The following is a 24,444-nucleotide window of genomic DNA, read 5'->3' on the forward strand; positions in this document are numbered from 1 at the left end:
CATCGAATGCTCGCAGCTTCGGACAATCGAAGGCGTCCCTGCCTTCGTGATGGAGGCGCAGCGTTCCATCGCTCGGCCGGGTCGCTGATGCCAACTTCCCATGCTATGAGATACCCCACCGCCGCCGAACTCGGCAGAATCCGCCGCGCCGCCGCAATCGCTCGGCTCATGGACACCGCAGTCAGATTGCCTTTCGGCGTACGGATCGGCGCAGATTCGGTTCTCGGCCTTATCCCGGCCGTCGGCGACGTTGCCGGTTCCCTCATCGGTCTTTTCATCATCGACGAAGCAAGGCGTCTCGGCCTTCCCACCCACAAGCTCGCCCGCATGGCGGTCAATCTCGGCGTCGACGCCGCCTGCGGCACGGTTCCGCTGATCGGCGATCTCTTCGACGTCTATTTCAAGTCTCACCGCCGGAACGTCGGCATCATCCTCGAGCATTTCGGCATCAGCGAAGACGAGCTGAACCGGCGCATTTGACGAGTTCGATCGCCCTCCGAAGAACCTGTCTAAAGCTCGGTCAGGGCGCCGGCCGTCTTGACTGCGTGATCAAGAACAAATTGCAGCTTGGCGGCATGGCCGAAACCCGGCTCATCCGGCTTCCCTTTTTGCACGGCGTTTGCAAATCGCTGGAAATTGGTGATCACCGGTTCGACCTCGATCTTGCGCCAGATCGCCTTGTCGGCATCGGCGCCTTCACAGGCCCTGAGGGTCGAACCTTCAGGCGTATGCACCACCTCCAGCGCTCCCTTGTCTCCATGCAGGCGCAGGCGCAATTCGTTCAGATGGCCGGTTGCCCAGCGCGTCGCATGGATGACGCCAGCCGCGCCGTTTTCGAGTTCGGCCATCATCAGGAAGCTGTCATTTGCATCGAGCTCGTATTCCCCGATCCGGTTCCCGGGGCTCTTGTCGAAAACCTTAAGATGCGATGCCGCCGCCTTGACATCGCTTCCGGCGGCAAAAACCGCGAAGTCGAGAATGTGGATACCGACATCGCCCAGCACGCCATTGGAGCCGTGCTTCGTCGACAGGCGCCAAAGCCATTGGGATTCTTTGGTCCAATCGCCCCAGGCCTTCGAAACCAACCAGCTCTGCAGATATGAGGCTTCGAAGTGACGGATCGCGCCGAGACGGCCGTCCAGCACCATTTTTCGCGCTGCTTGCAGCGGCGCCACGTTGCGATAGGTAAGGTTTACCATCGTGACCTTGCCGGATGCCGCCGCGGCGTCGGCCATCTCCTTGGCCTCGCGGTAGTTGACGGCCAGGGGCTTCTCGCAGAGCACATGCTTGCCGGCGCCGAGTATCTTCATTGTCGTGGAATAATGCGCGCGATCCGGCGTCACATTGGTCACAGCGTCAAACTCCCCCCACGCAAGGGCGTCATCGAGCGATGTGAAGGTAAGCGGAATGCCATGCCTGAGCGCGAAGGCCCGCAGCCGGACCTCGTCCGTATCGACGGCGGCAACAATCTTGACGCCGGTGATTTCCGAAAAATTCATGGCATGGGTATTTGCCCATCCTCCGGTTCCGAGAATGATCAAGCGCATGTTTGTCCTCATGGTCGTTTATCGAATTCAGCGGTAACCGGCTTCGCCGGCCTGGTGCAGTTTCGGGCCGCGTTCGACGATCGGCTCCAGTGCCTTCTCTACCGGCACATTTGGAGCATCGGTAATGCCAGTCAACGCGCCTTCAGGGTTGTAGGCCCACTTGACGCCGTTGATCAGCACCTTCTGCACCGTGACGTCGTGATAGGTCGGATAGGTCTCATGGCCAGGGCGGAAATAGAAGATGTTGCCGGCGCCGCGGCGCCAGGTCAGGCCCGAGCGGAACACTTCCCCGCCCTGGAACCAGGAGATGAATACCGTTTCGAGCGGCTCCGGCACCGAGAACTGCTCGCCATACATTTCCTCGTTCTCGAGCTCGAAATGCTCGCCGATGCCGGCGGCGATCGGATGGCGCGGGTTGATCGTCCACAGCCGCTCGCGCTCGCCCGCCTCGCGCCATTTCAGCGCGCAGGGTGTTCCCATCAGCCGCTTGAAGATCTTCGAGAAATGGCCGGAATGTAAGACGAGAAGGCCCATGCCTTCCCAGACGCGCTTGGCGACGCGCTCGACGACGACGTCTGACACCGCGCCGTGATCCTTGTGGCCCCACCAGGTTAAGACATCGGTCTCGGCAAGCCGGGCTTCGCTCAGCCCGTGCTCCGGGTCCTGCAGCGTCGCCGTGGTGGCGGATATGGCGGGATCGCTATTCAGCGCATTGGCGATCGTCGTGTGCATGCCCTCGGGGTAAATGCCCCGGACGACCGCATTGGTATTCTCGTGGATATTTTCACCCCACACAATGGTGCGTATGGTCACGTCGTTTTCTCCTTGTAGTTGAAGCGGATCGAGCCTGGGAAGGACATCGATGCCTGAAAGATCAGGCAGCCCGCATGGATTCACGTTCGAGCGCCCGGCCCGACTGGTCGAAACGGTGGATGTGACCGGCAAGTGGCGTGAGGCCAAGCGTCTGGCCCGGCTTATGACGAGAGACGCCGGCCTCTCGCACGACAAGCGGCTCATCCGCTCCGATGTCCAGATAGACGAAGCTATCGGAACCGAGGATTTCGGAATGGATGACCGTGCCGCTCCAAACCGGCGACTCGGCCGTGATGAGCACATGCTCGGCGCGCACACCGATCGTATGGCTGTCATAGGCCTGTGCCAGCCCGCCCGACAGGAAGTTCATTTTCGGCGAACCGATGAAGCCCGCGACAAAGACCGAGTTCGGGCTTTCGTAAAGTTCCAGGGGCGTGCCGATCTGCTCGACGACGCCGTCTCTCAACACGCAGATCCGATCGGCCAGCGTCATGGCCTCGACCTGATCATGCGTCACATAGATCATCGTCGTACCGTGCATGCTGCGATGAAGCTTGGCGATCTCAAGCCTTGTCGCGACTCGAAGCGCCGCATCGAGATTGGACAGCGGCTCGTCGAAGAGAAAGACCTTGGGATCGCGTACGATCGCCCGGCCGATGGCGACACGCTGACGCTGTCCGCCGGAAAGCTGTCGCGGCAAGCGGTCCAGATAGGATGAGAGCTGCAGCATACCGGCCGCCTGCTCGACCCGCCGGCGGCATTCGTCTCTGTTGCTCCCGGAAAGCTTCATGCCGAACGCCATGTTGTCGAAGACCGTCATATGCGGGTAGAGCGCGTAGGACTGGAAGACCATGGCGATCCCTCTCTTCGACGGCGCGTGCCGGTTTACCGTCTCATTGTCGAAGGCGAGGGTTCCCGAGGTGATGTCCTCGAGCCCGGAGATGAGCCTGAGTAGCGTGGACTTGCCGCATCCGGACGGCCCCACGAACACCATGAACTCGCCCCTGCGGATCTCCATCGTCACGCCCTTGATCACCTCGAAAGCGCCGAAGCTCTTGCGGATGTTCTCCAGTCGTATCTCTGCCATGTCCTACTCCCTCAACCCTTGACGCCGCCGGCGGTCAGCCCCGAAATGATCCGGCGCTGGAATATCAAAACAAGAACGACAACCGGCACGGTGACGATCACCGAAGCCGCCATGATGTTGCCCCAGGGAATTTCGAACGCGCTGTTGCCCGAAAGCAGGGCGATGGCGACCGGCACCGTCCGTTGCGTATCGGACGATGTGAACGTCAGCGCAAAAAGAAACTCGTTCCAGGCGGCGATGAAAGCGAGCAGCCCTGTTGTCACCAGCGCCGGCCACATCAGCGGCATGAAGACCTGAGTGACGATGACCCATGGCGAGGCGCCGTCGACGATCGCCGCCTCCTCGATCTCGATCGGCAATTCCCGCATGAAGGTCGTCAGCACCCAGACAGTGAATGGCAGCGTGAAAATCACGTAGGAAAAGATCAGCGCGAAGGGCGTGTTGAAGATGCCGATCCAGCGGATCAGTTCGAAGAGGCCCGCAAGCACGGCAATCTGAGGAAACATCGACACCGACAGGATGGTCAGCATCAAGAGTGCCCGTCCGCGGAAGTGAACCCGGGCCAAAGCGAACGAAGCGGTGATCGAGAGCAGCAGCGATGCTGAAACCACGACGCAGGCGATCATCGCGGAATTCGCAAGGCTGCGAACGAAACTGCCCTGCCCCATGACGGAAGCATAGTTGCCGAAGGAGATCGAGGTCGGCCAATAATCGACTTGGAAAAGGGCCGTGCCGGTCTTCAGGCTGGTGAGGATCGCATAGTAGAACGGGAAAACTGCAATGATGACGATGGTCGTAACGAGCAGGTAGAAAAGCGTGTTCTTGGTGATCGAAAGCAGCATCAGCGTTCCTCCCCGCCGAGCTTAACGCGGCCGAACCAGATATAGAGGACGGTGACAGAGGCGATGATGAGGAAAAGCACCGTCGAGGCGGTGGCGCCATAGGCGAACTTGTCGAAGTCGAACAGGTTCTCGCGCGCCATGACCGACATGGTCTTCGTCTGCGCATTGTTGGGCGTCAGAACATAGATCAGATCGAAGATGCGCATCGCATCCAGCATCCGGAAGATCACGGCAACCATGATGGCAGGGCGGATCAGCGGCAGCGTCAGACGCCAGAAAACCTTGACCGGATTGACGCCATCGATCTTGGCCGCTTCATAGATATCCCCCGGCACCATCTGAAGTCCGGCAAGGATCAGAAGCGCCATGAAGGGCGTCGTCTTCCAGACGTCGACGATCAGCACGGCGATCATCGCCGTTTCGGGATTGGCGGTCCAGGCGATCTTCTCACTGATCAGGCCCAAGTCGAGCAAGATATCATTGAGAATGCCGAACTGGTCGTTGAGCATCCAGGCCCACATCTTGGCCGAGACGATGGTCGGTATTGCCCAAGGAATGAGGATTGCGGCGCGGACGATTCCACGCCCGACGAACTGCGCGTTCAGCACCAGTGCGACGATCAAGCCGAGCATGGTCTCGATCGCCACCGAAAGGAGAGTGAACTTGGCCGTGTTCCAGACGGCATTCCACCAGACCGGATCGGCAAGCAGCCCGCGATAGACGGTCTTTCCGCTCTTCAGTGTCACCCACGAGAGATAATTGGCAAAGCCGACGAATTGCGCATTGCCAAGATCGTTGAGTGACGCATTCGTAAAGCTGAAATAGATCGTTCTGAAGAGCGGCCAGCCAGCGACGATTGCCAGCATCAACAGCGTCGGCGCCAGAAACATCCAGGCCGATCGAACGCGCTCGGATCGCAGCTCCGTAGAGGCGCTGAGACGGGACGCCCTTGGTTCAACTGCTTGTGGAGCTACGATTTCAGTCATGAAAGCCTATCCCCTGTTAAGCCCATCCGGAGGATGGACCGACGACCTGTCAGTCGCCGGTCCGATACTCACCAGGCGTCGCCCTTGAGGGTCGTCAGGTCGGCCTCGAGGAGCTCGAGATTCTCGGCGGCCGAGCCGCTGCCGGACAGCGTATTGTGCACTGCCGTCCAGAACTTCGACGACACTTCGTTGTACTTCACCTTGGCTGTCGCCGAAGGACGCGGCACCGCATCCTGGAAAATGGGTTTCCAGTTAGGCATGAAGGGCTGAGCTGCGGCAACATCCTTGTCGTCATAAAGGTCGGTCAGCGTCGGCAGATTGGAGAGCTCAATGGCGCGAGCCTTCTGAACGTCCTCCGACGCCAGGAATTTTACCAGTGCGATGGCTGCTTCCTGTTTCTCGGAATATTTTGACACCGCCAAATTCCAGCCGCCGAGCGTCGAGGATGGCTTGTCGCCGGCGGCTGCAACCGGCAGCGTCATCACGTCAAATTTGCCTTTCACGGCACTGTCGGCACCGTTGCCGAGGGAATAGGCATAGGGCCAGTTGCGCATGAAGACTGCGTTGCCGGTCTGCCAGACGCCACGCGATTCTTCTTCCTGATAGGCGAGCACGCCGGGTGGCGAAATCGTGCCGATCCAGCCCTTGGCGCGTTCGAGCGCTGCTGCCGCCTTCTCATTGTTGATCGAGATTGTCCCGTCCGGCTCGACGATCTGGCCGCCGCCCGACGACTTCACCCATTCGAGCGCGTTGCAGGTCAGCCCCTCATAGGAATTGCCCTGGAAGACGTAACCCCAGACATCCTTCTGGCCGGCCTGACGTTCCTTGTCCTGTACCTCCTTGGCGGTTGCGGCCATCTCGTCCCAGGTCTTCGGCGGCTGCTTGCCATATTTCTCGAGCAGGTCCTTTCGGTAGAACAGCGCCGGAGCATCGGTAAACAACGGCAGCGCCACGAGCCGGCCGTTGACAGTCTGCGAGGCGATGATCGACGGGAAGAACTGGCCGGCCACGTCCTTGGTGGCCTCTTTGAGATCGATGAACTGATCGGCGAGCTGCGGTGCCCAGATGACATCGGTCTGATAGACGTCGATGTCCTTGTTTCCCGCGGCAAGCCACAAGCGATATTGCGAGAACTGTTCGCTGCTCGACGATGGCATGGTGACGAGCTTCACCTGATTGCCGGTCTCCTTCTCAAAAATCGCGAGCTGCTTGTTCAGGAATTCGACGTTTTTCCCGGTGGTGTTCGCGGCAAACGAAATTTCTGCGGCGTGGATGGGGTCAGCCGCGAGAGCAAGTCCAAGCGCGGACAAGGCCAGAGCAAACTTTTTCATAATCTCCTCCCAGAAATTGAAATCGATTTGGCAAACGGAACATTGCAGAAGGCTTTGATGACGTCAAGACACCAAAACCAGCTCCTGGAGGTTGCATAATAGCCATGCTGCGCGGATAAGGGCGTATATTCGGCATCCGTAGCCGGCATTTCAACGCGACATAATTGAAATCGTTTTCAATTTGAACTGAATCGGCACTTGCCCGTTGCGCATCATCAACGCATCGTCCATTGATTTCCCGGACAAAGAAGACATCGATGAAACTTCGTGAATTTGCAAAGCAGCTTGGGCTTTCTCCGACAACGGTCAGCCGCGCACTTAGCGGCTATCCGGAGGTGAGCGAAGCCACGCGCGCCCGGGTTGCGAGCGAAGCAATCCGGCTTGGCTATCGCCCCGATATCAATGCCGTGCGCCTGAAGACCGGCCGAGCCGGAGCGATCGGCGTTCTGATGGGGCGTTCGGGTGAAATTCATTTCTCAGAGTTCGTGTCGGGGATGGCGCAGCGCCTGGAAACGGCCGATACCGATATTCTCATCACACCAATTACCGCGCACAATGATGACGACGAGATCCAGGCCTATCGGCGCCTGGTCGAGAGCCGCCGAGTGGATGCTGTGATCATTCATTCGCCTCGCCCCAGGGACCCGCGGATCGAGATGCTAAACGGCTTGGGCGTGCCTTTCCTGGTCCACGGCCGCTCGGAGACCGAGCACGTTCATGCCTGGCTCGACATCGATAACGAAGGTGCTGTTCGCCGGGCCACCGAACACCTGCTCGATCTCGGTCACCGGCGCATTGCGATGATCAATGGCCTGCGTGGCAAGACATATTCGATCCATCGCGAACAGGGTTTTCGCATCGCCCATCAGGAGCGTGGGCTCACCACGGATCCCAGCCTGATGGTTTGCGATAAATTCTCCGACGAGAGCGGCTTTCGCCACGCCCGCTCTTTTCTGGAGAGCGCCAATGCCCCGACCGCCATCGTTGCCGGTTCCACCATGACAGCGCTTGGTGTCTACCGTGCCGTCCGTTCGCTTGGGATGACGGTCGGACAGGATGTTTCCGTCATCGCCCATGACGACGTCTTCCCCTATTTGACGGCCGAGAACATGGTCCCATCGCTGTCGACCACGCGGTCCTCCATGCGTGCCGCCGGCACACGCTGCGCCGAGCTGACACTACAGCTTATCGCTGGCCGCCCCGCAGACGAGATCCACGAATTGTGGCCAGTCGAGCTGATCCTGCGGGAGAGTACCGCGCCGCCGCGCTGATGAGAGCAACCGCTCGATGGCCGAGTGTGTAGCAACTGAAGTTCATCAGCCGACATCGCGCCGCACTCCACCATTCGCCCGCACCAGGGCCATCAGCATCGGGCCGACCGCAAATTCGCCTCTCTCGGTCCTTCGGGTGAGATCGCGGAGATAACCGCCGGGCGAATTGATATGCCCGCCCCTTTCCAGAATGCAGGCGATCACGGTCGCGGCATTTTCCGGCCCCATGCCGGCGCAGGCTTCCTCATAGGCCGAGGGGCTGACGCCGAGCATCGAGCGGACAACAACCGCAGCCGACATCAGGTCGCGCCAATTGCCGATCGTTCCACCCGGCCCATAATCGAGAATTTGCGGGCAGGCCTGAAGAACCAGACCAAGCGGGAAGGATTTCAGCGTATGTCCCGCCGCCGGTTCAGCCGCGCCGGATTTCCTGCCGCTCATTGCGCCGGCCGATGCCGGATGCTTCAATCTTTGCTCATCATGCGGTACGGCGAGCGGGTCGTTATCGGTCGCCGGCTTCGCGCCCTGCTTCGTTTCGAAGCTTGGTTCAAGTTCAGATATGGAGTTGGGGTTTGAATTCTGTTTGTGGCGCTCAGTTTGAGACTCATTGGCGTCTAATTTTTGTATTTTTATGTGTCTTTCCAGCAAGTTGACGGCTTCGTCGCGCAGCAGCCCCATCTCGTCGAGCAGTGAAGCCAATTCCTCGGCCCCTGCGACGCGCGGAATCCTGCGAACGACATCGCGAAACATCAGCGACATCTGCTCCCAGTCGCCAGGCACAGCTTCCTCGAGCGCTGCTGCAATCAGCTTGGAGATATCCCGCCGGCAGACAGTGAGGCGCTCCCTGATCGCCCGGATGAGTTCTCGGTCGGCAACCACCTCGGCGGCCAGGTTTTCGATTTCGACTGCACGCGCCAGAAGCGGCGCGACGCTGAAGCCGAACGCCTCACCGATCTCCCCTTCCCTGTCGCGGCGCGCATAGCGCTTTCCGTTCGGGCTGTCCTTGCGCAGGATCAGGCCAGCCTCGACCAGCACGGCAAGATGCCGCCGCAGCGTCGCCGGCGTCATCCCCCGGGCGCGAAGCGAAAGCTGCGCGTTCGAGGGAAAGACGATCAGGCCCTTCTCCTCGGAAATCTCGTCGTCGGGATAGAAGGTCAGCAGCGCATCGAGCACCGTCAGCGCCCGATCAGTCACGCCAAGCGCCGGCCGCGCCTCGCAGATCGCCCTGAACAGTTTCCACTTGCTACGTCTTATCCCTGGCTCGATGCTCTCGGCCAGTTGCTGGCTTGCCAGCATGCCGAGCGACATCGGCCGCCGCCCAAAGGGCGTCGTCACATATCCACTCTCCATTTGCCTTCACCTTCGTTCAGGCAAAAGAAAACAGTCCACCACTTTGGTGCCTAAGACGCTTGACTGTGATTCGTGGAAATGCGATTCTCGATGTGCTTAAGATCTGAGAAGGGCTTCCACGACGGCGTCGTTGGGGGCCTTTTTCTTTTGCGCGCTACGCTCCTCTGTACTTGTTGAACTCCTGGAACAGGCCCTGCAGCCGTTCCTGGACGAATTGATCGAAACCGGGGGCGCTCTTGCCGTCGAAGACAAAGGTGGCGCCGGACGCTGTTTTCTTGACGGTCACCGGCACGCCGCTGACCTCGGATTTGACGACCGCCGGCTCCGGTGCCGCGACCTTCTTCGTTGCCAGAACGAATGCCCGGTGAAACCGCTCGTCACTCGGCATCTTGCGTGCGTCGTCCGCGGACAACTCCGCGATGATCTTGTCGACATCGGCATTTTCCAGCCGCTCGCCGAGTTCCAGCCATCGCCGCCGGCCGATATCAGGCGCAGCACCTATGGCGTTGATGAGATCAAGGGGCACCTGCCGTATCACGATCAGCATCCTCGATAGCGCCGCCTTGTCGACGCTCAGCGCCGCCATGATGACGTCGCGGCCAAAGCCGCGTTCCTCGAGCCGCGACGCGAAGAGCGCGCGCTCGATATAGGAGAGATTGGTGCGAGCGCTGTTTTCCTGTCCCTGGCTAACGACCAGCTGGCCGTCGGTCAGGTCACGGACGACCGCGCGGACCCTAATGCCGATCTCTCTCGTGGCCGCCAGGCGGCGATGGCCATAGGCGACCTGATAGCGGCCTTTGGCTTCCGGATGCGGACGCACGAGGATCGGGACCTGCTGCCCATGTTCGCGGATCTGCTCGACCAGCTCGGCGAGTTCAGCCGCGTCGATCGCCAGGCGATCGCTGACGAAAGACGCGTCGATCAGGCTAGGGTCGAGCTCGACGATCATCTGGCCAGCAGCAAGCTGCCGCTCCAGCTCGCTGGCGCGTTCCATCTTCTCGGTGATGTTGCCTAGCGTCTTGGTAATGCCGCCGACCGGCCCACCACTGCGCTCCTGCGGCACGAAGCCGGCAATCGGACGATTATCGCGCGGCGCGACCGCTTCCGCCCTTGCCGGACTCGGTGCGGAAAATTCGATGAGGTTCTTGCGCGCCATCCTATCTCCTTCCCCAGGTGGAGCGAATATGCGCTTCGATCTCACCATTCACGAGGTTCAGCGACTCCAGCGCCCGATCATAGGTTCCGCGTGTGAACTGCGACCGCTCGACTTCGTAGAGTGTCTGCTTGGTGACGCCGGCATCGGAAACGGCCGTCGACTTCACCATCGCGTTGTGGAGCATGCGATTGCCGAAGATCGCCCGCATGAAGCCGGTCATCTGGCTTTGCGGTCCGTCATTCGGTTCGAACCGCGTCACGAGGTAGCGCATCCAGTCATAGCTGGTGCGCCCGCCGGCCTTCTCGACGACAGACATCAACTCGCTGGTCATCGTCAGGAACTGCGACATCGACATGACGTCGAGCATCTGCGGGTGAACCGTGATCAGGACCGAGGTCGCGGCGCAGAGCGCCGACATCGTCAGGAAGCCAAGCTGCGGCGGGCAGTCGACGACGACGATGTCGTAAAGGCTTTCGATGTCGGTCAGCACCTCGCCGATACGGGCGAAGAACATCGTCTCCGCCGTACCCGATGCCATGGCCTTCGGCGTCTCGTGCTCGAATTCCATCAGTTCGAGATTGCCGGGAATGAGATGCAGGTTCGGCGTATAGGTGGCGCGCACGATGTCGGCGATCGGGCGCGGATCGTCATAGCGGATCGCGCCGTAGATCGTTTCGCCCTCCCCGACGTCGAATTCCGGCTGATGACCGAACAGGGCAGACAGGGAGGCCTGCGGGTCAAGGTCGACAGCGAGTACGCGATAGCCCCGGAGCGCCATGAATTGCGCGAAGTGGGCCGCGGTCGTGGTCTTGCCGGAGCCGCCCTTGAAATTCATCACCGAGACGATCTGGAGCTTTTCGCCCGGCCTGCGAGCGGGCACATATTTCGGCGTGCCGTTCCGTTCGTCGAGGACGCGCCGGATCCGGTCCATGTCGGTTGCACTATAAAGCCGGCGTCCGTTTGCCAGCGGATCCGGGCCATGGCCGTCGGCCGCCACCTGCCGGAGATAACCTTCGCCGATGCCGATGAAGGCCGCAGCTTCCGCCGGCGAAAATGTCCTGATCGTCTTTTGCGACAGCGGGGGAAAGATTTTGGCCTGATGCTGCTGAAGTTGATAGGATAACTCCTTCGCATCCGTTGCCAGAAGCGACGGAAGGTGCTCTTGATCGTCTTGAAGAGCAAGACTCGGCTGCATGATCTCTTTCCCGCGTAACTGCGCAATTTTGAACGAAAGCACTTCAGTTGCGCAGTTGCTATATGCCCCGATTCGTTGGCATTTTACAAACGCTTAACAAACAGCACCGTCCAGATCCCAAACGGCTAACCGAGTGAGATAGATTTCACTGCTTTGCAAGCCATCTCGACGGCGACATTCGATTGGCAGGCCGGTCGGAGTTCAAGTATGGCTGAAAGCCCGTGAAGCTTCAGAATAGCTTCCCCGGCCACCGTGGCCCGGATCCCCCATCGTGCCTCTCCGTTCTTTATAAACTGGACGATGAGCCACTGCCTGAGCCCACCGCTCTCGACGGAGGATAGCCTCCGCGTAGCGACCGAGCATTTTAACGAGCGGATAGAGGCTTCGAAGGAATTTCTCGATTTGGCTGAACATGCACGTGCCAGGGGCTACTGGAAAAGAGCAGCGTTTCTTTTTCATCAGACGGGGCGGCGGTGGTCCTGCGATTTTGATCCGGCGTTGCAGTAACGCAGGCGCGCTATTGCCGGTTGGCTGGGCTGCGGCCGTAAAGCAAAAGCATGGCGATGATGACGACGCCGTAGATGATCTGCCGCCCTGCCTCCGGCATTTGCATGACGGAGAGGATCGATTGCAGCAGCGTAATCAGGATCACGCCGGCAACGGTGCCGAGATAGGAGCCCTTGCCGCCGAGAATCGAGGTTCCGCCGAGGACGACTGCGGCGATCGAGGGCAGGAGATAAGAATCGCCCATGGACTGCGCCGCTTTCGAGGCATAGCCAGCAAGCAGGGCACCGCCGAAGGCGCTCAGCGCCCCTGAGGCAATGAAGGCGATCAAGACGATCCGGCGGGTATTGATACCGGAAAGATAGGCGGCACTCTCCCGATTGCCGATACCATAGACGGACCGGCCGAATGTCGTGCGGTTAAGGACGAAGGCCGTTGCGGCGCCGACGACCGCCCAGATGAGAACGGCATTGGGTAGCCCGGGCAGAAGGAAGCCGGTTGCCAGATAGCGCATCGCAAATGTTGCCGAATCCTGCGGCGAGAAGCCGCCAGTATAGACGACCATCAGTCCTTGCGCGACGGCGTTGGTCGCCAGCGTGATGATCATCGAGGGGATGCGCAAATAGGCGACGCCGATCCCGTTGGCGAGCCCGATCGCCATGCCGCAGGCAATGCCGAAGGGAATGGCCAGAGCCTCGCCGAGTGGGCCGTAAGCGGCAGCCGCGCACGCCATCATTCCGCCGACGGCGACAGACCACGGTACGGAAAGATCGATCTGGCCGAGCAGCACAACGATCATCATGCCTGTGGCGATGACGCCAAGAAAGGATGCGACCTTCAACTGCTGCAGGAGATATTCCGGCGACAGGAAACTCGCCGAATACAAACTGCCGATGATGAGCAGCAGGAAAATGCAGGCGAAGGCGGTCGCGATGGCCGGGTCCAGCCGATGCATGAACTTGGAAAGCCGGGTCACTGAGTGTTCTCGCATTAGGTTGTTCATCCGAACCATTCCAGGCGATTGCGCACACGGAACAATGCGAACGCGCCAAGGCTCACCGCGACGAGCAGCACCACACCCTGGAACAGCGGCTGCCACAGCGGATCGAAATCGAAGACGAAGAGCAGGTCGCCGATGGTTCGGAAGGCGAGGGCTCCGAAGATCGCGCCGATCGCGCTGCCTTTGCCGCCGAACAGGGATACGCCGCCGAGGACCACCGAAGCGATTGAGAACAGCGTATAGGCATTGCCGCTCGCAAAGGCTGCCTCGCCGGTGAAGGTGAAGAAGGTGAGGAAGAGCCCGCCAATCGACGCAAGAAGACCGGCGAGCGCATAGGCGGTGAATTTCGCGCGGCGGATGGGCAGGCCGGACATATAAGCCGCGATCTCCGATGAACCGGAGGCATAGGCTGCCCGCCCGATCAGGGAGCGGCTGAACGGTACCCATATGACGAGAACGACGGCGATGAGCGCGACAAGGCTGGCCGGCAAGAGGTCGAAGACCTTGCCGGTCATGACGTCGGCCAGTTCCTCGTTGACCGATCCGCCGGGAAAGGGTCGCAGCAGGAGGGCGATGCCGAAGAACACAGCGCCGGTGGCGATCGTGGCAACGATCGGCTGCAACCGTCCATAGATGACGATCAGGCCGTTGAGCGCGCCGCAGGCAAGACCGGTTGCCAGGACGGCCATCACCCCAAGAGCAGTTTCAAGCGACGAGCCGAGCACGAGCCAGGAGGCCAGCACATTGGTCAGGATGAAGATCATGCCGACCGAGAGGTCGATGCCGGCGGTGATCACCACCAACGTCTGAGCCATCGCGACGAAGGCAAGCAGCACGCCCTTGTTCGCCGCGGTCTGGACGACATTGGCCGTCAGTCCGGCGGGATGATTGGAGACGTAGATTGCAAACATGACGAGGAATATGCCGGCTGCCATCAGCGTGCCGCGCCGTTCGCCCAACCGGTAACGCCACTCCGTCATGCCACGCTCCCCACATTCTCGCTGCCGACATTCAGTGCGCTCGCCACCAGCGCATGCTCGGTGATGCCGTCGCCCTTCAATTCGCGTCTGATGCTGCCGTTATAGAAGACGAGAACGCGATCGCAGCAGCCGATCAACTCGCCGTAATCCGTCGAATAAAAGAGAATGGCTGCTCCCGCTTCGGCCAAGCGCCGCAGCAACTGATAGATCTCCTGCTTGGTGCCGACATCGATGCCGCGTGTCGGATCGTTGAGCAGAATGATCCGCGGCTTGCGCATCAGCCACTTGGCGATGACGACCTTCTGTTGGTTGCCGCCGGAGAGCGCTCCGACCGGAATGTCGAGACCTGCCGTCTTGATCGCCAGTAGCTGTACCATCTCCTCGATCAGCCGTTCTTCCTTTTCCTGATCTATGACCCACGCTCTGGACACCCGGTCCAGTACCGCAAAGGATAGATTTTCCCGGACCGTCATCGGCAGCATCAAGCCTTCCGTCTTGCGGTCCTCGGGGATGAGCGCCATGCCGATCTGTCCGGATTTTGCCGCTGCCGGGCTTGCGAGCGTAACCGCATTGCCGTCGACAAGGACGGAACCTGTGGTCCCGCGCAGGACGCCAAAGAGCGCAAGCAGCAGCTCGCGCTGCCCTTGTCCATCCAGGCCTCCAAGGCCGACGACTTCACCACGACCGACAGTGAGTGAAATGTCGTGCAGCGTATCGGCCCAGCCGAGCTTGCGGCATTCCAGGACCGGACGGACTTCATCCTTCGCAACCCGTTCCGGTTTCGGCGGAAAGGCGCGGCTGTATTCCCGACCGATCATCATTTCGACGATCTCGCCATCGCTGCGCGTGGCTGCCGGGAAACTCGCCACATTGCGGCCGTTGCGCAAGACCGTGCATTGATCCGCCAATTCGGCGATCTCCTGCATGCGATGAGAAATGTAAAGGAGTGCCAGCCCTTCGGACCGCAGCCGCCGCAAAACGGAGAAGACCTCGGCGACATCGGCTGCCGTCAGTGCCGACGTTCCTTCGTCAAGAATGAGAATGCGCGGTTTCCAGGCAAGCGCCTTGGCGATCTCCACCAGTTGTCGGCGCGAGAGCGGCAGGTCCTTGACCAGCTCGCGCGGATGAATGTCGCTGGCGCCTGCCCGCGCGAGCATCTCCTCGGCGATGACGCGTTGCGCTTTCCGGTCAATCAGGCCAAAACGGCGCGGCGGAGCGGCGATAGAGATGTTGTCGGCAACGCTGAGGTCCGGGATCAGCGAGAGTTCCTGAAATACGCAGGTGACGCCGGCGGCGGAAGCCTCGGCCGGAGAGCGGAAGGTCACCGGATGCCCGTCGAGCAGCATGCGGCCTTCATCCGGCGCGACGACGCCGGCCATGATCTTGATCAGCGTGGATTTGCCCGCCCCGTTCTCGCCGAGAATGGCGTGAATTTTCCCGGCTTCCACGGTGAGTTTGGCGTTTTCCAACGCATGCACGCCGCCGTAACGCTTCGATACACCGCTCATCTCAAAGAGCGGGGTTGCCGCCGTTTTTTCTGGTACCGTCATGAATGTCCTCGGGGCAGTGTTTCTCGCGCGCCGCGGGCGAGCCGCGGCACGCCGCTCAAGCGATCCGGTTGGACCCCGGCCTATTGGTTTTCCTTCGACTGCCCCATGATCTCCTGTGCGGTGAAATTGATGCCGCAGGTCGGAAAAGCGTTGCCGACGAAGAAATTGTCCGACTGATCCGGATAGAAGTCCTGGCCCGCCTTGAAGTTCGGGTCTTCGACGATTGCCAGCGGCAGCTTGATGGACTGCGGCACGACCTGTCCTTCAAGTGCTGCGATCGCCGTCTTGATGGCAACCGCCACCTGGGCAGGCCCGGTGCCGGCCGAGGAACATTTCAGGCCTTCGCCAGCATATTTGGCGCAGAACTTGCGGAAGCCGTTTTCGGTTTCGCCACCGAACGGCACGAATGGATGTTTGGCATCGATCATTGCCTGCACGACGCCGGTATCGCCGCCTTGCGCGGTGATGCCGTCGAACTTCTTGTGCACGGCTATCGCGTCGGCGGTGGCCTTCTGTGCCGTCGGGTCGTCCCACTTGCCTAGTACTTCGACCACATCCCACTTCTTGCCGGTGGCATCCAGGGTTTCGTGTATGCCGTTGTGGCGGTCGGTATCGACTGACGTTCCGGCAACCCCGCGCACCTCGAGAACTTTGCCGCCGTCAGGCAGGTGCTTTGCCAGCCAGTTCGCCCACAACACGCCAAGGCCCTTCTGATCGACGTTGACGTTGATTGCGTCTTGCGTATCGAGAATATTGTCGAAGGCGACCAGGACGACGCCGGTTTGCTTGGCGCGCTTGATGACCGGTCCGAATGCCGTCGGATTCTGGGCATTGACGACGATGGCGTCGTAACCGGAATCGATGAAGTTGTTGATCGCAGAAATCTGCGCCGGCACGTCTTCACCGGTGGAAACGACCTTGAACTCCTTAAGTTTGGCGGCGACATCCGGCTGAGCGGCATAAGCTTTCGCCGTCTGGATCATCTGAATGCGCCAGGTGTTGGCGATATACCCATTGGCGAGCGCGATGCGATAAGGCCCGTCTTTTTTCGGAAATTTGAAGAACTTGGTATCCGCCGTCCACGGCACGAAGCAGTCAGGGTCGGCCGCAGGCCCGCTGACAATTTCCGGTTGGGCAAGAGCCGTGGAGTGGGAAAGCGTAAATGCAGCCGCGGCGAGAAGGCCGCCGACCAATGTCTTGTACATCGAATCCTCCCATTTGTTGCCATGTTCGGATCGGCATCGAATGGGTGTCGGAATCATCGACTGTCCGCTGCAGTTTGTTCTGCAGTCGGTTGCCGGTCCGGCAATGCATGTCGATACGCTATCCAAATGACGCCGGATGGGCTCCTCCCGAGGGCGTCACGCAGCCGATGGTAGCGCTGCCAATCATGATTGTAAAGAAGCACGCAATGACCTGATTAACGCGGATTCTCAGGCTCATCCGGAGCAGGTAGGGTCGCCGGGGCCTGTCCTGAAGCTGCTCCTTTGCCGCCGCGAATTCACTTCACACGATGCCGTGGCACTGGAGCTTGTCGTAGCAACGAAATTGCCCGATGCCCTGCCTCGAGCAGGCTCGAAGGCACCTAAGTCGCCCAAAGCTGCTAGCTTTCTGACGCAGAATGAAGGGACAATTGATCGAATAGAAAACCACATGCTGATCAATTTGAATGACTGGCCTGGGTGGGAAAGTTAACGACCAGGGGTGAGTTGAGAGAAGTCATCGGCAGAAGACTGCTCGACAACCTTACCATTTTGGACGTTGCCGGTGCATTGGCCGACAGCGGAACACGAGAATTTTATCACTTGGTTCGCGCCGCCAGATCAGTCGCGTTCGCGGCAATATTACTACCGGTTACTTTCACGAACGATGTCGCTCGCGGAGGGAGGAGCGGATTTCTTGAGGAAAATTGGCAGGCGATGATCGATCTGGCCAAGGCGCGACAATGTCCTCTAATTTCGGTCACGCTCACCTCGACGAGCAGCAGTAAATACTCGACTAAACTGCCTAATCCCTGTTTGCAACGAGTGGCAAGGTCCCGTCATTCGGATGGCGGGATTCAGCCTGTCGTGCGGCGGAGACGAGACGTCGCCTTGCGCGGATCGAATGCCATTGTTGGTCGATCAGGACGCCGATGAGGATCACGCCACCCATGACGGCGAAGTTCAGCGACGAGGGAATGCCGAGCAGGTTCACAAGATTTTGCAACTCTTGCAGTAGGACTGTGCCCAGCACGACCCCGACGATCGATCCCTCACCGCCGCGGAGTGAAAAGCCGCCGAGCACGGCGGCGGCAATCGCGTAGAGCTCGTAGAACTGGCCATGGCTCGCCGGCGAGATCGACCGCGTGTACATAGCGAAGTAGATCGCCGAAAGCGCCGTAAGCAGTCCGCATATGACATAGGCCGTCATAACCAAACGGTCGGTCCGGATACCTGAATAGCGAGCAGCCTCTTCGTTCTTTCCAATCGCGTAAAGATAACGGCCGAACACAGAGCGATGAAGCACCAGCCACATGGCCACGGCAATGACGACCATAGCAATGAAGGTGCTCGGAATGCCATAGAACCGCCCCGCGGTTAGAAACTCAAGCTCCGGAAAATTCTGGCCGAAAGCAAATCCCGCCGTTCCGTCGGCCGTATAGAAGCGCGCTGCCCCGCGATAGATCAGGAGGCCGCAGAGGGTGACGACGAATGGCTGCAAGTTGAGCCGGGTGATGAGCCAACCGTGAACGGCGCCTATGACTGCGCCTAGCAGGAGAATGAGCGGTAGCGCCAGCATCCAGGGCATATCTTGTACGGCAATGAAATCGACGAACAGTACGCCAAGAAGCGCTACGAGCGAGCCCACCGAAAGCTCGATACCGCCCGTAATAATGACAAAAGCTTGCCCCATCGACAGGATGCCGAACAGGCCGATCAGGTTGGCGGTGTTCGCAAGGTTGATCGGCAGCAAGAAGCGCGGGTTGATGATGGCGACAACGACGCCGACAACGACGATCAAAAGCAGCAGTCCAAGATCTTTCTTGATCATTCGAGACCCATCCCCCGATACCCATTCATAATGGCCGCAGCCGCTATTTTACGCTTTTGCCGACAGCAAGCAAAAGGACGCTTTCCTGGCTGAATTCGTCCTCTTCGAGAATGCCGGCAATCTGGCCCTCGTGCATGACGGCGATGCGGTCAGAAACGCCAATCACCTCTTCCATGTCGCTGGAGATCATCAGGATCGCGACACCGGCATCGGCAAGCGCTCGCATCAGGCCATAGATTTCGTTCTTCGCGCCGATATCGATGCCGCGCGTCGGCTCATCGAAGATCATTACCCTCGGGCTCATCGACAACCATTTGGCTAGAACCACCTTCTGCTGGTTGCCGCCGGACAGAGTGCCGGTTCGCGTCGAAACTGAGGGCGCTTTGATACCGAGACGAACACGCTGCTTTTCAGCGGCCTCCATCTCCCGTTCAGAGGAGACCATGAAGCGATTAGAAATCCTGGGAAGATCGGCAAGCGTGATGTTCTGGGCGATCGGAAGATCAAGAAGAATGCCATTGCGCTTGCGATCCTCCGGCACCAGAAAGATGCCGCGGGCGACGGCGTCCCGAGCAGAACCGATCGCAATTTGGCGTCCGTCGTGCAAAATGGCTCCGCCGTAACTCCGGTCGATGCCAAAGAGTACCCTTGCAAGCTCGGTGCGGCCAGATCCGACGAGGCCTGCAAGCCCCAGGATTTCTCCGTACCTGATTTCCAGGTCAACGGGGCGGCTGGGATAGGCCTCGGTGCGCACACCGTTTATCTTCAATGCGACCGGGCCTGGCGAACGCTGCGGTTTTGCCGTCCGGGCCGCGAGCAACCGGCCGATCATCAGCTTGACCATCTGATCATGGCCAATGTCCTTCTTGGCGAGGGTCCCCACGAGCGTGCCATCGCGCAATACGACTACCCGGTCTGCTACGCGCTCAACCTCGTGGAGACGGTGCGAGATGAAGATCACACTGATGCCATCCGCTTTCAGCGATTTGATGATGTTCAGCAGCCGTTCGGTTTCGGCCAGCGGCAGGCTGGACGTGGGTTCATCGAAGATGACAAGCCTGGCCTTGATCGACAGTGCCTTGGCGATTTCCACCATCTGCTGTTCGGCAAGGGAAAGCGCCGAAACGGGTGTATCGGCGGAAAAATGTGCCCCTACGCGCTTCAAGAGCGGGGTCACCATTTCTCGAAGCCGAGCGCGGTCGACAAACTTAAAAGGTCCCGCTTTCAACGGCTCACGGCCCAGGAAGATATTGGCGGCGACGTCGAGATTGTCAAAGAGGTTGAGTTCTTGATGCACAAAAGCGATGCCGGATGCGATGCTCGTCTCCACAGTGAGGTGGCGAAGCTCTGCGCCATCGAGCAGGATCGTGCCCCGATCCGGAGCGATCACGCCGCCAAGAATATTCATCAGCGTCGATTTCCCGGCCCCGTTCTCGCCGACCAAGCCGATGACCTCTCCCGGCACGATGTCGAGCGACAAGCCCTCAAGCGCTACGACGCCTGGAAAAGTCTTGCCAACGCCGGAAAGCGAAAGGAACGGCGTTGCAGGCGCGTCCGGTGACGGGATGTCTGAGCTATGATTCATTGCCTGTCCATGACTGCGGGTGCTGCGGCATGAAACGTCTTTCGCGGCGGGGAGTACCCCCGCCGCGAAAGAGAATTACTTTCCAGCCATGGCCTTCAGGTTAGCGGCATATTTATCGACGTCATCCTTGCCGATGATCACTGTCGGAATGATGATCAAGCCGTTGCTGGGAACACCTGATTTGTCGCCCTTGAGGTAGGCGGCCATCAGCTTCATCCCCTGATAAGCCCATTCGAATGGCTGCTGCACGACGGTTGCCGCGACCGTACCTTCCTTGACGCCGCCGAGCGTGATCGGATCGTCGTCAAAGCCGACGACAGTGATCTGACCAAGCTTTCCGGCGTCGCGCAGCGCCTCATAGATGCGTGGCGTGTTGTAAGAGTAGAAGCCGACCATGCAGGTCACGTCCGGGCTGGCCACCAGTGCGTCCTCGACATTCTTTTTTGCGCGTGTCTGGTCGATATCGTCGCCGCGCACATCTGTCAGCTCGATCTTCGTGCCCTTAAGCCCATCCTTCATACCCTGAATGCGTTCCTTGGCATTATCGGCTCCGAGGAGCCCGACAAAACCGATGCACTTGCCGCCATCCGGCATTGCCTTCTTGGCGATTTCGGCCGCCTGCAGACCGGCGTCGATATTGGATGAGCCGATATAGGCAACGCGGTTGGTCTGCGGCGCGTCGCTGTCGGTCGTGAAGAGAGCTGTTTGTGAGCCGATCTTGTTCAAGCCCTCGGTCTGAGTCTTGGGATCGACTGCGGACACCATGATCCCCTTGATGCCAGCACTGACGAGGTCTTCCATCAGGCGCTGCTGGATGGCTACCGATGCCTGCTCAGGGTACTTCAGCTCCAGTTGGTAATCTGGCAATTCGGCCTGGGCCTTCTTCACGCCCGCTTCCGCAGCTTTCCAGAAGTCAGACGCTCCGTTGACGACGAAAGCAAGGGTCGGTTTGTCGGCGGCATCGGATACTGCAATCGGCGCCGCACTCAGTATCAGCCCGGCAAGGAACAAGGCTGCATTCCGTTTCAGCTGTTTCATAATATACCTCCCGAGGGGCCGCAGTCGCATGGGCCCGTTTGCGAATTACGGCCGGCCGAATGCGCGCCCCCTCCTAGGGCCGCCGCAAAAAGCGACGAGTGGCATAGGTTCCGATCGCCCCTCGACGGTATACAAGAATCTTAATTAGTAAATAGTATTATCAATGCACATCAAAACATTTCATCGCCGAACAGTGAGAATGAAGTTTTGCGGTGAGGATTGGCAAGCATTGCAGGCGCTCGCGCGATTGCCAGCACTTTCGGATAAATGCTAATATTAATTACCTAAAACGCAACTTCTTCCAAGATCCGGAGATCATTCCCCCGAATGCGAAAGCCTAAGACCCAAAAGAATCCTGAAGTGGATAAGCCCGCCCGCGTGACCATGATGGACATCGCTGCGGCGGCCGGCTGCTCGCAGGCTGCTGTTTCCTTCGTGCTCAACGACACGCCCGGCACCCGCATCTCGCAGCAGACACGCGACCGGGTATTGGAGGCGGCGCGCGCGCTCGGCTACATGGGGACAAGCTATACCATGAAGGCCTCTTATTCGGGCCTGGACAACGTGATTGGTTTCGCCGTGGATCAGCTCGCTACCAGCCCGGAAGCGATCGTCGCGATCGAGGGCGCCCGCCAAGCGTCGTGGAATACGGGCAACGTGCTATTGGTTACCCAAACGCTCGGTGATCCCGTCATGGAGCCAAAAGCAATCGGGGCCCTGACGAACGGAGGCATATCCGCACTCATATACATGACAATCTATACCAGAGAGGTCCAACTCCCTTCGTATGTGTGTGAACTCAACATCCCGACGGTATTGTTGAACTGCTACACGGCGGATCATGCCTTTCCAGCCGTGGTGCCAAGCGAAATCGCCGGAGGCCAGAGCTCCACCCGGCATCTGATCACGCACGGCCACCATCGCATAGGGACGATCACTGGTGAAATCTGGATGCAGGCTGCGCAAGACCGGCTGACGGGATACCGCCGTGCATTGGCGACCGCCGATATACCCTTCGATCCAGAATTAGTCGTTGAAGGCGACTGGTCGGCCGGTGCCGGCTATGCCGCTACGATGCAATTGCTTGCTTTGCAGGAACCCCCGACCGCGATTTTCTGCCAGAACGATCGCACTGCCGTGGGATGCTACGAAGCGCTCAAAGATGCCGGGCTTCGCATTCCCCAGGACATGTCGGTGGTCGGTTACGACGACGAAGAAATTTCGAGACATCTGGTACCGGCACTGACCACTTCGGTCCTTCCGCACCTCGCCATGGGTCAGTGGGCAATTGAACATCTCAACCTGCAGACCATGCCCGGCAAGCGCTATCCAATTACGAAGCTCGAATGCTCGCTGGTCAATCGTCATTCCGTCGCTGCGCCGAGGGCCAAGGCGCGGCATATCTTCGATGGGGCGCATGGGCCGCGATAGGCTGGAGGTCGAGCCGGCGGGGCACTGCACGGCTGGAGCATGATCCCGTCTCGGTGGGCATCATTCTCTGGTTGTTCAATAGAACAGGATTCACCCTTTGATGCGAGGGCCAAACCGGCCGACAGTGTTGGAGCCGCCCAAAAGCTTGAGCCCCGCTGCAGGAGATTTGTTGAAATCTGCCATAACGCAGGTCTTCGCCTCAGGCACCGGGCGCGATCAATCTCAACGAGGGGAAATAGCTGCAATAGCCGCGGTCTCTTGTCAGGAGTGGCAGCTGTTGCACGGCGGCATGAGCGCCGATGAAGAAATCAGGAAACACGCCGGTGCGCATCCCGCCTGCCTTGCGATACTGCGTGAAGACCTTGCCGGCAAGAAACAAAGCGGCTTTCGGCATCGAGATCATCTTGAGGCCAGCCTCTTCCAGGAAAGCCTCCAGCGCCTCGATTCTCTCGTACCGAACCGCAAGTTCGGCATAAATTACATCGTTGATCAGGAGAGGCCCCTCGATACTTGCCGTCTCGAGCTGCGCGATAGACCAGTCCGCCCATTCCGGGTCGTTTGTCACGAGGTCCAGGAGCACATTGGTATCGACGAGTGTCACGTTTCGCCGCGCGTCAAAGCCATAATGGCGTCGGTATCGAGACCCTTGCCGGAATGGCCGCGCAGTTTCTCGAAGCGGCTCGCCGGCCGTTTCTTGTCGGCGCAAGTCAGAACCACACTGCCGTCGGCAGCACGATGAAAATCGACCTGGCTGCCAGGAACGATGCCAAGCATGTCCCGTAGAGGCTTCGGAATGGTCACCTGCCCTTTCGCAGTAACGGTGGTGGTCATAGCGAACGCCTTCTGTAATACTCTCCAAGAAGAAGGTATTACTTCATTCGGCAAATTCAAGATGGCCGCTAAGCCGCCATCGACCTGTAGAGCCAGTCGGAGAGCTTCTGGGTCGCCACGCGCGCCCCGACATGAGGCAGCAACACGTCACCGGTGAGTTCGACGCCGAAATACGAGGTGGAAGGATCGGTTATCACCTGTCGCTGGTCTTCGTTCGCGGCGAGATAGATCCGGGCGATGTCATCGATGCCGAACTGTTCGGGGCCGCCGATCTCGATGATGTTGCCCAAGGGATCTCCTGTCGCCAGTTCCGCCAGGAATGCCGCGACTTCATGAGCCGCGACCGGCCTCGCGGAGGCCGGAGGCAAACGAACGACGTTGCCCTCGGCGCCGATGTCGATCACGCCGTTGATGAATTCGTAGAACTGCGTCGAGCGGAGAATCGTGTAGGGACGAGCCGAGGCCCGAATGAGATTTTCCTGCACGGCTTTCGCGCGGAAATAATCGCTTTCGACCAGGCGCGGGGTGCCGACGATGGAAAGCGCGAGATAATGCCGGACGCGGGCTTGCGCCGCGGCGGCGAGCAGGTTCTTCGTCGATGCCTTGAAGAAATCGAGCGCCGAATTATCGCCGAAGGAGGCGGCATTGGTCACATCGACAACGACTTCGGCACCTGTCATTGCCGCTTCCAGGCCCTTGCCGGTCACCGTATTGACACCGAGCGACAGAGATGCGGCCGCGACGTCGTGGCCCGAACGCTGCAGATCCGCCGCCAGTTGCGTTCCGATAAGGCCGCTTGCTCCCGCTATCATGATTTTCATGTCGGCATCCTCTGTTGCATCGTCTATATGCCCGCGCGGACGGAGAATGACCGGAACGCCGGACGCCTTCCATTGTGCTGGAGGTTGGGCGCG

The 24,444-nt window shown here is 59.6% G+C and carries 22 protein-coding genes; 3 read left to right on the forward strand and 19 right to left on the reverse strand.

Features of this window, described 5'->3' with window-relative positions; genetic code table 11:
• The first annotated feature begins 87 nt into the window (after positions 1 to 87).
• Entirely contained in the window at positions 88 to 480 is a 393-nt protein-coding gene (locus tag QWJ46_RS14090) for a DUF4112 domain-containing protein (protein WP_184456515.1), read from the forward strand.
• Between the two features lie 29 nt (positions 481 to 509).
• Here the strand turns inward: QWJ46_RS14090 and QWJ46_RS14095 are convergent, their stop codons facing one another.
• The 6 genes from QWJ46_RS14095 to QWJ46_RS14120 form a co-directional block, all read right to left on the reverse strand.
• Positions 510 to 1,547 carry a Gfo/Idh/MocA family protein gene (locus tag QWJ46_RS14095; protein ID WP_184456513.1) on the reverse strand — a complete coding sequence of 346 codons (1,038 nt, stop codon included), beginning with the start codon at positions 1,545 to 1,547 and terminating at the stop codon, positions 510 to 512.
• Positions 1,548 to 1,574: 27 nt separating this feature from the next.
• Positions 1,575 to 2,360: a ThuA domain-containing protein gene (locus QWJ46_RS14100; protein ID WP_302751694.1), complete on the reverse strand. Its 786-nt coding sequence runs from the start codon at positions 2,358 to 2,360 to the stop codon at positions 1,575 to 1,577.
• Between the two features lie 61 nt (positions 2,361 to 2,421).
• On the reverse strand, positions 2,422 to 3,447 hold the full coding sequence (locus QWJ46_RS14105; protein ID WP_302751695.1) for an ABC transporter ATP-binding protein: 1,026 nt from the start codon (positions 3,445 to 3,447) through the stop codon (positions 2,422 to 2,424).
• A gap of 11 nt (positions 3,448 to 3,458) precedes the next feature.
• Complete coding sequence (locus QWJ46_RS14110; RefSeq protein ID WP_302751696.1) at positions 3,459 to 4,289, reverse strand: carbohydrate ABC transporter permease; 831 nt, start codon at positions 4,287 to 4,289, stop codon at positions 3,459 to 3,461.
• On the reverse strand, positions 4,289 to 5,275 hold the full coding sequence (locus QWJ46_RS14115; protein ID WP_302751697.1) for a carbohydrate ABC transporter permease: 987 nt from the start codon (positions 5,273 to 5,275) through the stop codon (positions 4,289 to 4,291). Before QWJ46_RS14115 ends, QWJ46_RS14110 begins: the two co-directional genes overlap by 1 nt.
• 68 nt (positions 5,276 to 5,343) lie before the next feature.
• On the reverse strand, positions 5,344 to 6,606 hold the full coding sequence (locus QWJ46_RS14120; protein WP_302751698.1) for an ABC transporter substrate-binding protein: 1,263 nt from the start codon (positions 6,604 to 6,606) through the stop codon (positions 5,344 to 5,346).
• Positions 6,607 to 6,863: 257 nt separating this feature from the next.
• Between QWJ46_RS14120 and QWJ46_RS14125 the strand changes: the two genes are divergently transcribed.
• Complete coding sequence (locus QWJ46_RS14125; RefSeq protein WP_302751699.1) at positions 6,864 to 7,877, forward strand: substrate-binding domain-containing protein; 1,014 nt, start codon at positions 6,864 to 6,866, stop codon at positions 7,875 to 7,877.
• Between the two features lie 45 nt (positions 7,878 to 7,922).
• Here QWJ46_RS14125 and repC read toward each other — a convergent pair whose 3' ends face one another.
• From repC to QWJ46_RS14175, 10 genes are all read right to left on the reverse strand, one after another.
• Complete coding sequence (repC, locus tag QWJ46_RS14130) at positions 7,923 to 9,227, reverse strand: plasmid replication protein RepC (RefSeq protein WP_302751700.1); 1,305 nt, start codon at positions 9,225 to 9,227, stop codon at positions 7,923 to 7,925.
• A 154-nt stretch (positions 9,228 to 9,381) separates the two neighbouring features.
• Positions 9,382 to 10,383 carry a plasmid partitioning protein RepB gene (gene repB, locus QWJ46_RS14135; protein WP_302751701.1) on the reverse strand — a complete coding sequence of 334 codons (1,002 nt, stop codon included), beginning with the start codon at positions 10,381 to 10,383 and terminating at the stop codon, positions 9,382 to 9,384.
• A gap of 1 nt (position 10,384) precedes the next feature.
• Positions 10,385 to 11,578 (reverse strand): plasmid partitioning protein RepA, encoded by a 1,194-nt coding sequence (gene repA / locus QWJ46_RS14140; protein WP_184456495.1) that lies wholly within the window; start codon positions 11,576 to 11,578, stop codon positions 10,385 to 10,387.
• A gap of 517 nt (positions 11,579 to 12,095) precedes the next feature.
• Positions 12,096 to 13,073: an ABC transporter permease gene (locus tag QWJ46_RS14145; protein WP_302751702.1), complete on the reverse strand. Its 978-nt coding sequence runs from the start codon at positions 13,071 to 13,073 to the stop codon at positions 12,096 to 12,098.
• A gap of 8 nt (positions 13,074 to 13,081) precedes the next feature.
• A complete protein-coding gene (locus QWJ46_RS14150) occupies positions 13,082 to 14,062 on the reverse strand; it encodes an ABC transporter permease (RefSeq protein WP_302751703.1) in 981 nt (326 codons plus the stop codon).
• Positions 14,059 to 15,612 (reverse strand): sugar ABC transporter ATP-binding protein, encoded by a 1,554-nt coding sequence (locus tag QWJ46_RS14155; protein WP_302751704.1) that lies wholly within the window; start codon positions 15,610 to 15,612, stop codon positions 14,059 to 14,061. Before QWJ46_RS14155 ends, QWJ46_RS14150 begins: the two co-directional genes overlap by 4 nt.
• An 80-nt stretch (positions 15,613 to 15,692) precedes the next feature.
• On the reverse strand, positions 15,693 to 16,817 hold the full coding sequence (locus tag QWJ46_RS14160; protein ID WP_302751705.1) for a sugar ABC transporter substrate-binding protein: 1,125 nt from the start codon (positions 16,815 to 16,817) through the stop codon (positions 15,693 to 15,695).
• 802 nt (positions 16,818 to 17,619) lie between these two features.
• On the reverse strand, positions 17,620 to 18,645 hold the full coding sequence (locus tag QWJ46_RS14165; RefSeq protein ID WP_302751706.1) for an ABC transporter permease: 1,026 nt from the start codon (positions 18,643 to 18,645) through the stop codon (positions 17,620 to 17,622).
• Between the two features lie 43 nt (positions 18,646 to 18,688).
• Complete coding sequence (locus QWJ46_RS14170; protein ID WP_302751707.1) at positions 18,689 to 20,230, reverse strand: sugar ABC transporter ATP-binding protein; 1,542 nt, start codon at positions 20,228 to 20,230, stop codon at positions 18,689 to 18,691.
• Between the two features lie 75 nt (positions 20,231 to 20,305).
• Positions 20,306 to 21,268 (reverse strand): sugar-binding protein, encoded by a 963-nt coding sequence (locus QWJ46_RS14175; protein WP_302751708.1) that lies wholly within the window; start codon positions 21,266 to 21,268, stop codon positions 20,306 to 20,308.
• Between the two features lie 327 nt (positions 21,269 to 21,595).
• Between QWJ46_RS14175 and QWJ46_RS14180 the strand changes: the two genes are divergently transcribed.
• Entirely contained in the window at positions 21,596 to 22,699 is a 1,104-nt protein-coding gene (locus QWJ46_RS14180) for a LacI family DNA-binding transcriptional regulator (protein ID WP_302751709.1), read from the forward strand.
• Between the two features lie 199 nt (positions 22,700 to 22,898).
• Here the strand turns inward: QWJ46_RS14180 and QWJ46_RS14185 are convergent, their stop codons facing one another.
• The 3 genes from QWJ46_RS14185 to QWJ46_RS14195 all read right to left on the reverse strand — a co-directional run bounded on the left by QWJ46_RS14185 (position 22,899) and on the right by QWJ46_RS14195 (position 24,351).
• Complete coding sequence (locus tag QWJ46_RS14185; RefSeq protein ID WP_302751710.1) at positions 22,899 to 23,300, reverse strand: type II toxin-antitoxin system VapC family toxin; 402 nt, start codon at positions 23,298 to 23,300, stop codon at positions 22,899 to 22,901.
• On the reverse strand, positions 23,297 to 23,530 hold the full coding sequence (locus tag QWJ46_RS14190) for an AbrB/MazE/SpoVT family DNA-binding domain-containing protein (RefSeq protein ID WP_184456476.1): 234 nt from the start codon (positions 23,528 to 23,530) through the stop codon (positions 23,297 to 23,299). Before QWJ46_RS14190 ends, QWJ46_RS14185 begins: the two co-directional genes overlap by 4 nt.
• A gap of 68 nt (positions 23,531 to 23,598) precedes the next feature.
• Entirely contained in the window at positions 23,599 to 24,351 is a 753-nt protein-coding gene (locus QWJ46_RS14195) for an SDR family oxidoreductase (RefSeq protein WP_302751711.1), read from the reverse strand.
• Between the last annotated feature and the right edge of the window lie 93 nt (positions 24,352 to 24,444).

This window comes from Rhizobium sp. CBN3, assembly GCF_030518245.1.
GTDB lineage: Bacteria > Pseudomonadota > Alphaproteobacteria > Rhizobiales > Rhizobiaceae > Rhizobium > Rhizobium aethiopicum_A.

What these genes read in the sequence shown, in the direction of transcription:
- QWJ46_RS14155 (WP_302751704.1), bottom strand. Translation starts at nt 15,612, where the DNA reads ATGACGGTACCAGAAAAAACGGCGGCAACCCCGCTCTTTGAGATGAGC.
- repC (WP_302751700.1), bottom strand. Translation starts at nt 9,227, where the DNA reads ATGGAGAGTGGATATGTGACGACGCCCTTTGGGCGGCGGCCGATGTCG.
- QWJ46_RS14145 (WP_302751702.1), bottom strand. Translation starts at nt 13,073, where the DNA reads ATGCGAGAACACTCAGTGACCCGGCTTTCCAAGTTCATGCATCGGCTG.
- QWJ46_RS14095 (WP_184456513.1), bottom strand. Translation starts at nt 1,547, where the DNA reads ATGCGCTTGATCATTCTCGGAACCGGAGGATGGGCAAATACCCATGCC.
- QWJ46_RS14165 (WP_302751706.1), bottom strand. Translation starts at nt 18,645, where the DNA reads ATGATCAAGAAAGATCTTGGACTGCTGCTTTTGATCGTCGTTGTCGGC.
- QWJ46_RS14190 (WP_184456476.1), bottom strand. Translation starts at nt 23,530, where the DNA reads ATGACCACCACCGTTACTGCGAAAGGGCAGGTGACCATTCCGAAGCCT.
- QWJ46_RS14180 (WP_302751709.1), top strand. Translation starts at nt 21,596, where the DNA reads ATGCGAAAGCCTAAGACCCAAAAGAATCCTGAAGTGGATAAGCCCGCC.
- QWJ46_RS14090 (WP_184456515.1), top strand. Translation starts at nt 88, where the DNA reads ATGCCAACTTCCCATGCTATGAGATACCCCACCGCCGCCGAACTCGGC.
- QWJ46_RS14195 (WP_302751711.1), bottom strand. Translation starts at nt 24,351, where the DNA reads ATGAAAATCATGATAGCGGGAGCAAGCGGCCTTATCGGAACGCAACTG.
- QWJ46_RS14120 (WP_302751698.1), bottom strand. Translation starts at nt 6,606, where the DNA reads ATGAAAAAGTTTGCTCTGGCCTTGTCCGCGCTTGGACTTGCTCTCGCG.
- QWJ46_RS14150 (WP_302751703.1), bottom strand. Translation starts at nt 14,062, where the DNA reads ATGACGGAGTGGCGTTACCGGTTGGGCGAACGGCGCGGCACGCTGATG.
- QWJ46_RS14110 (WP_302751696.1), bottom strand. Translation starts at nt 4,289, where the DNA reads ATGCTGCTTTCGATCACCAAGAACACGCTTTTCTACCTGCTCGTTACG.
- QWJ46_RS14105 (WP_302751695.1), bottom strand. Translation starts at nt 3,447, where the DNA reads ATGGCAGAGATACGACTGGAGAACATCCGCAAGAGCTTCGGCGCTTTC.
- QWJ46_RS14125 (WP_302751699.1), top strand. Translation starts at nt 6,864, where the DNA reads ATGAAACTTCGTGAATTTGCAAAGCAGCTTGGGCTTTCTCCGACAACG.
- QWJ46_RS14175 (WP_302751708.1), bottom strand. Translation starts at nt 21,268, where the DNA reads ATGAAACAGCTGAAACGGAATGCAGCCTTGTTCCTTGCCGGGCTGATA.
- repA (WP_184456495.1), bottom strand. Translation starts at nt 11,578, where the DNA reads ATGCAGCCGAGTCTTGCTCTTCAAGACGATCAAGAGCACCTTCCGTCG.
- QWJ46_RS14170 (WP_302751707.1), bottom strand. Translation starts at nt 20,230, where the DNA reads ATGAATCATAGCTCAGACATCCCGTCACCGGACGCGCCTGCAACGCCG.
- QWJ46_RS14115 (WP_302751697.1), bottom strand. Translation starts at nt 5,275, where the DNA reads ATGACTGAAATCGTAGCTCCACAAGCAGTTGAACCAAGGGCGTCCCGT.
- QWJ46_RS14160 (WP_302751705.1), bottom strand. Translation starts at nt 16,817, where the DNA reads ATGTACAAGACATTGGTCGGCGGCCTTCTCGCCGCGGCTGCATTTACG.
- repB (WP_302751701.1), bottom strand. Translation starts at nt 10,383, where the DNA reads ATGGCGCGCAAGAACCTCATCGAATTTTCCGCACCGAGTCCGGCAAGG.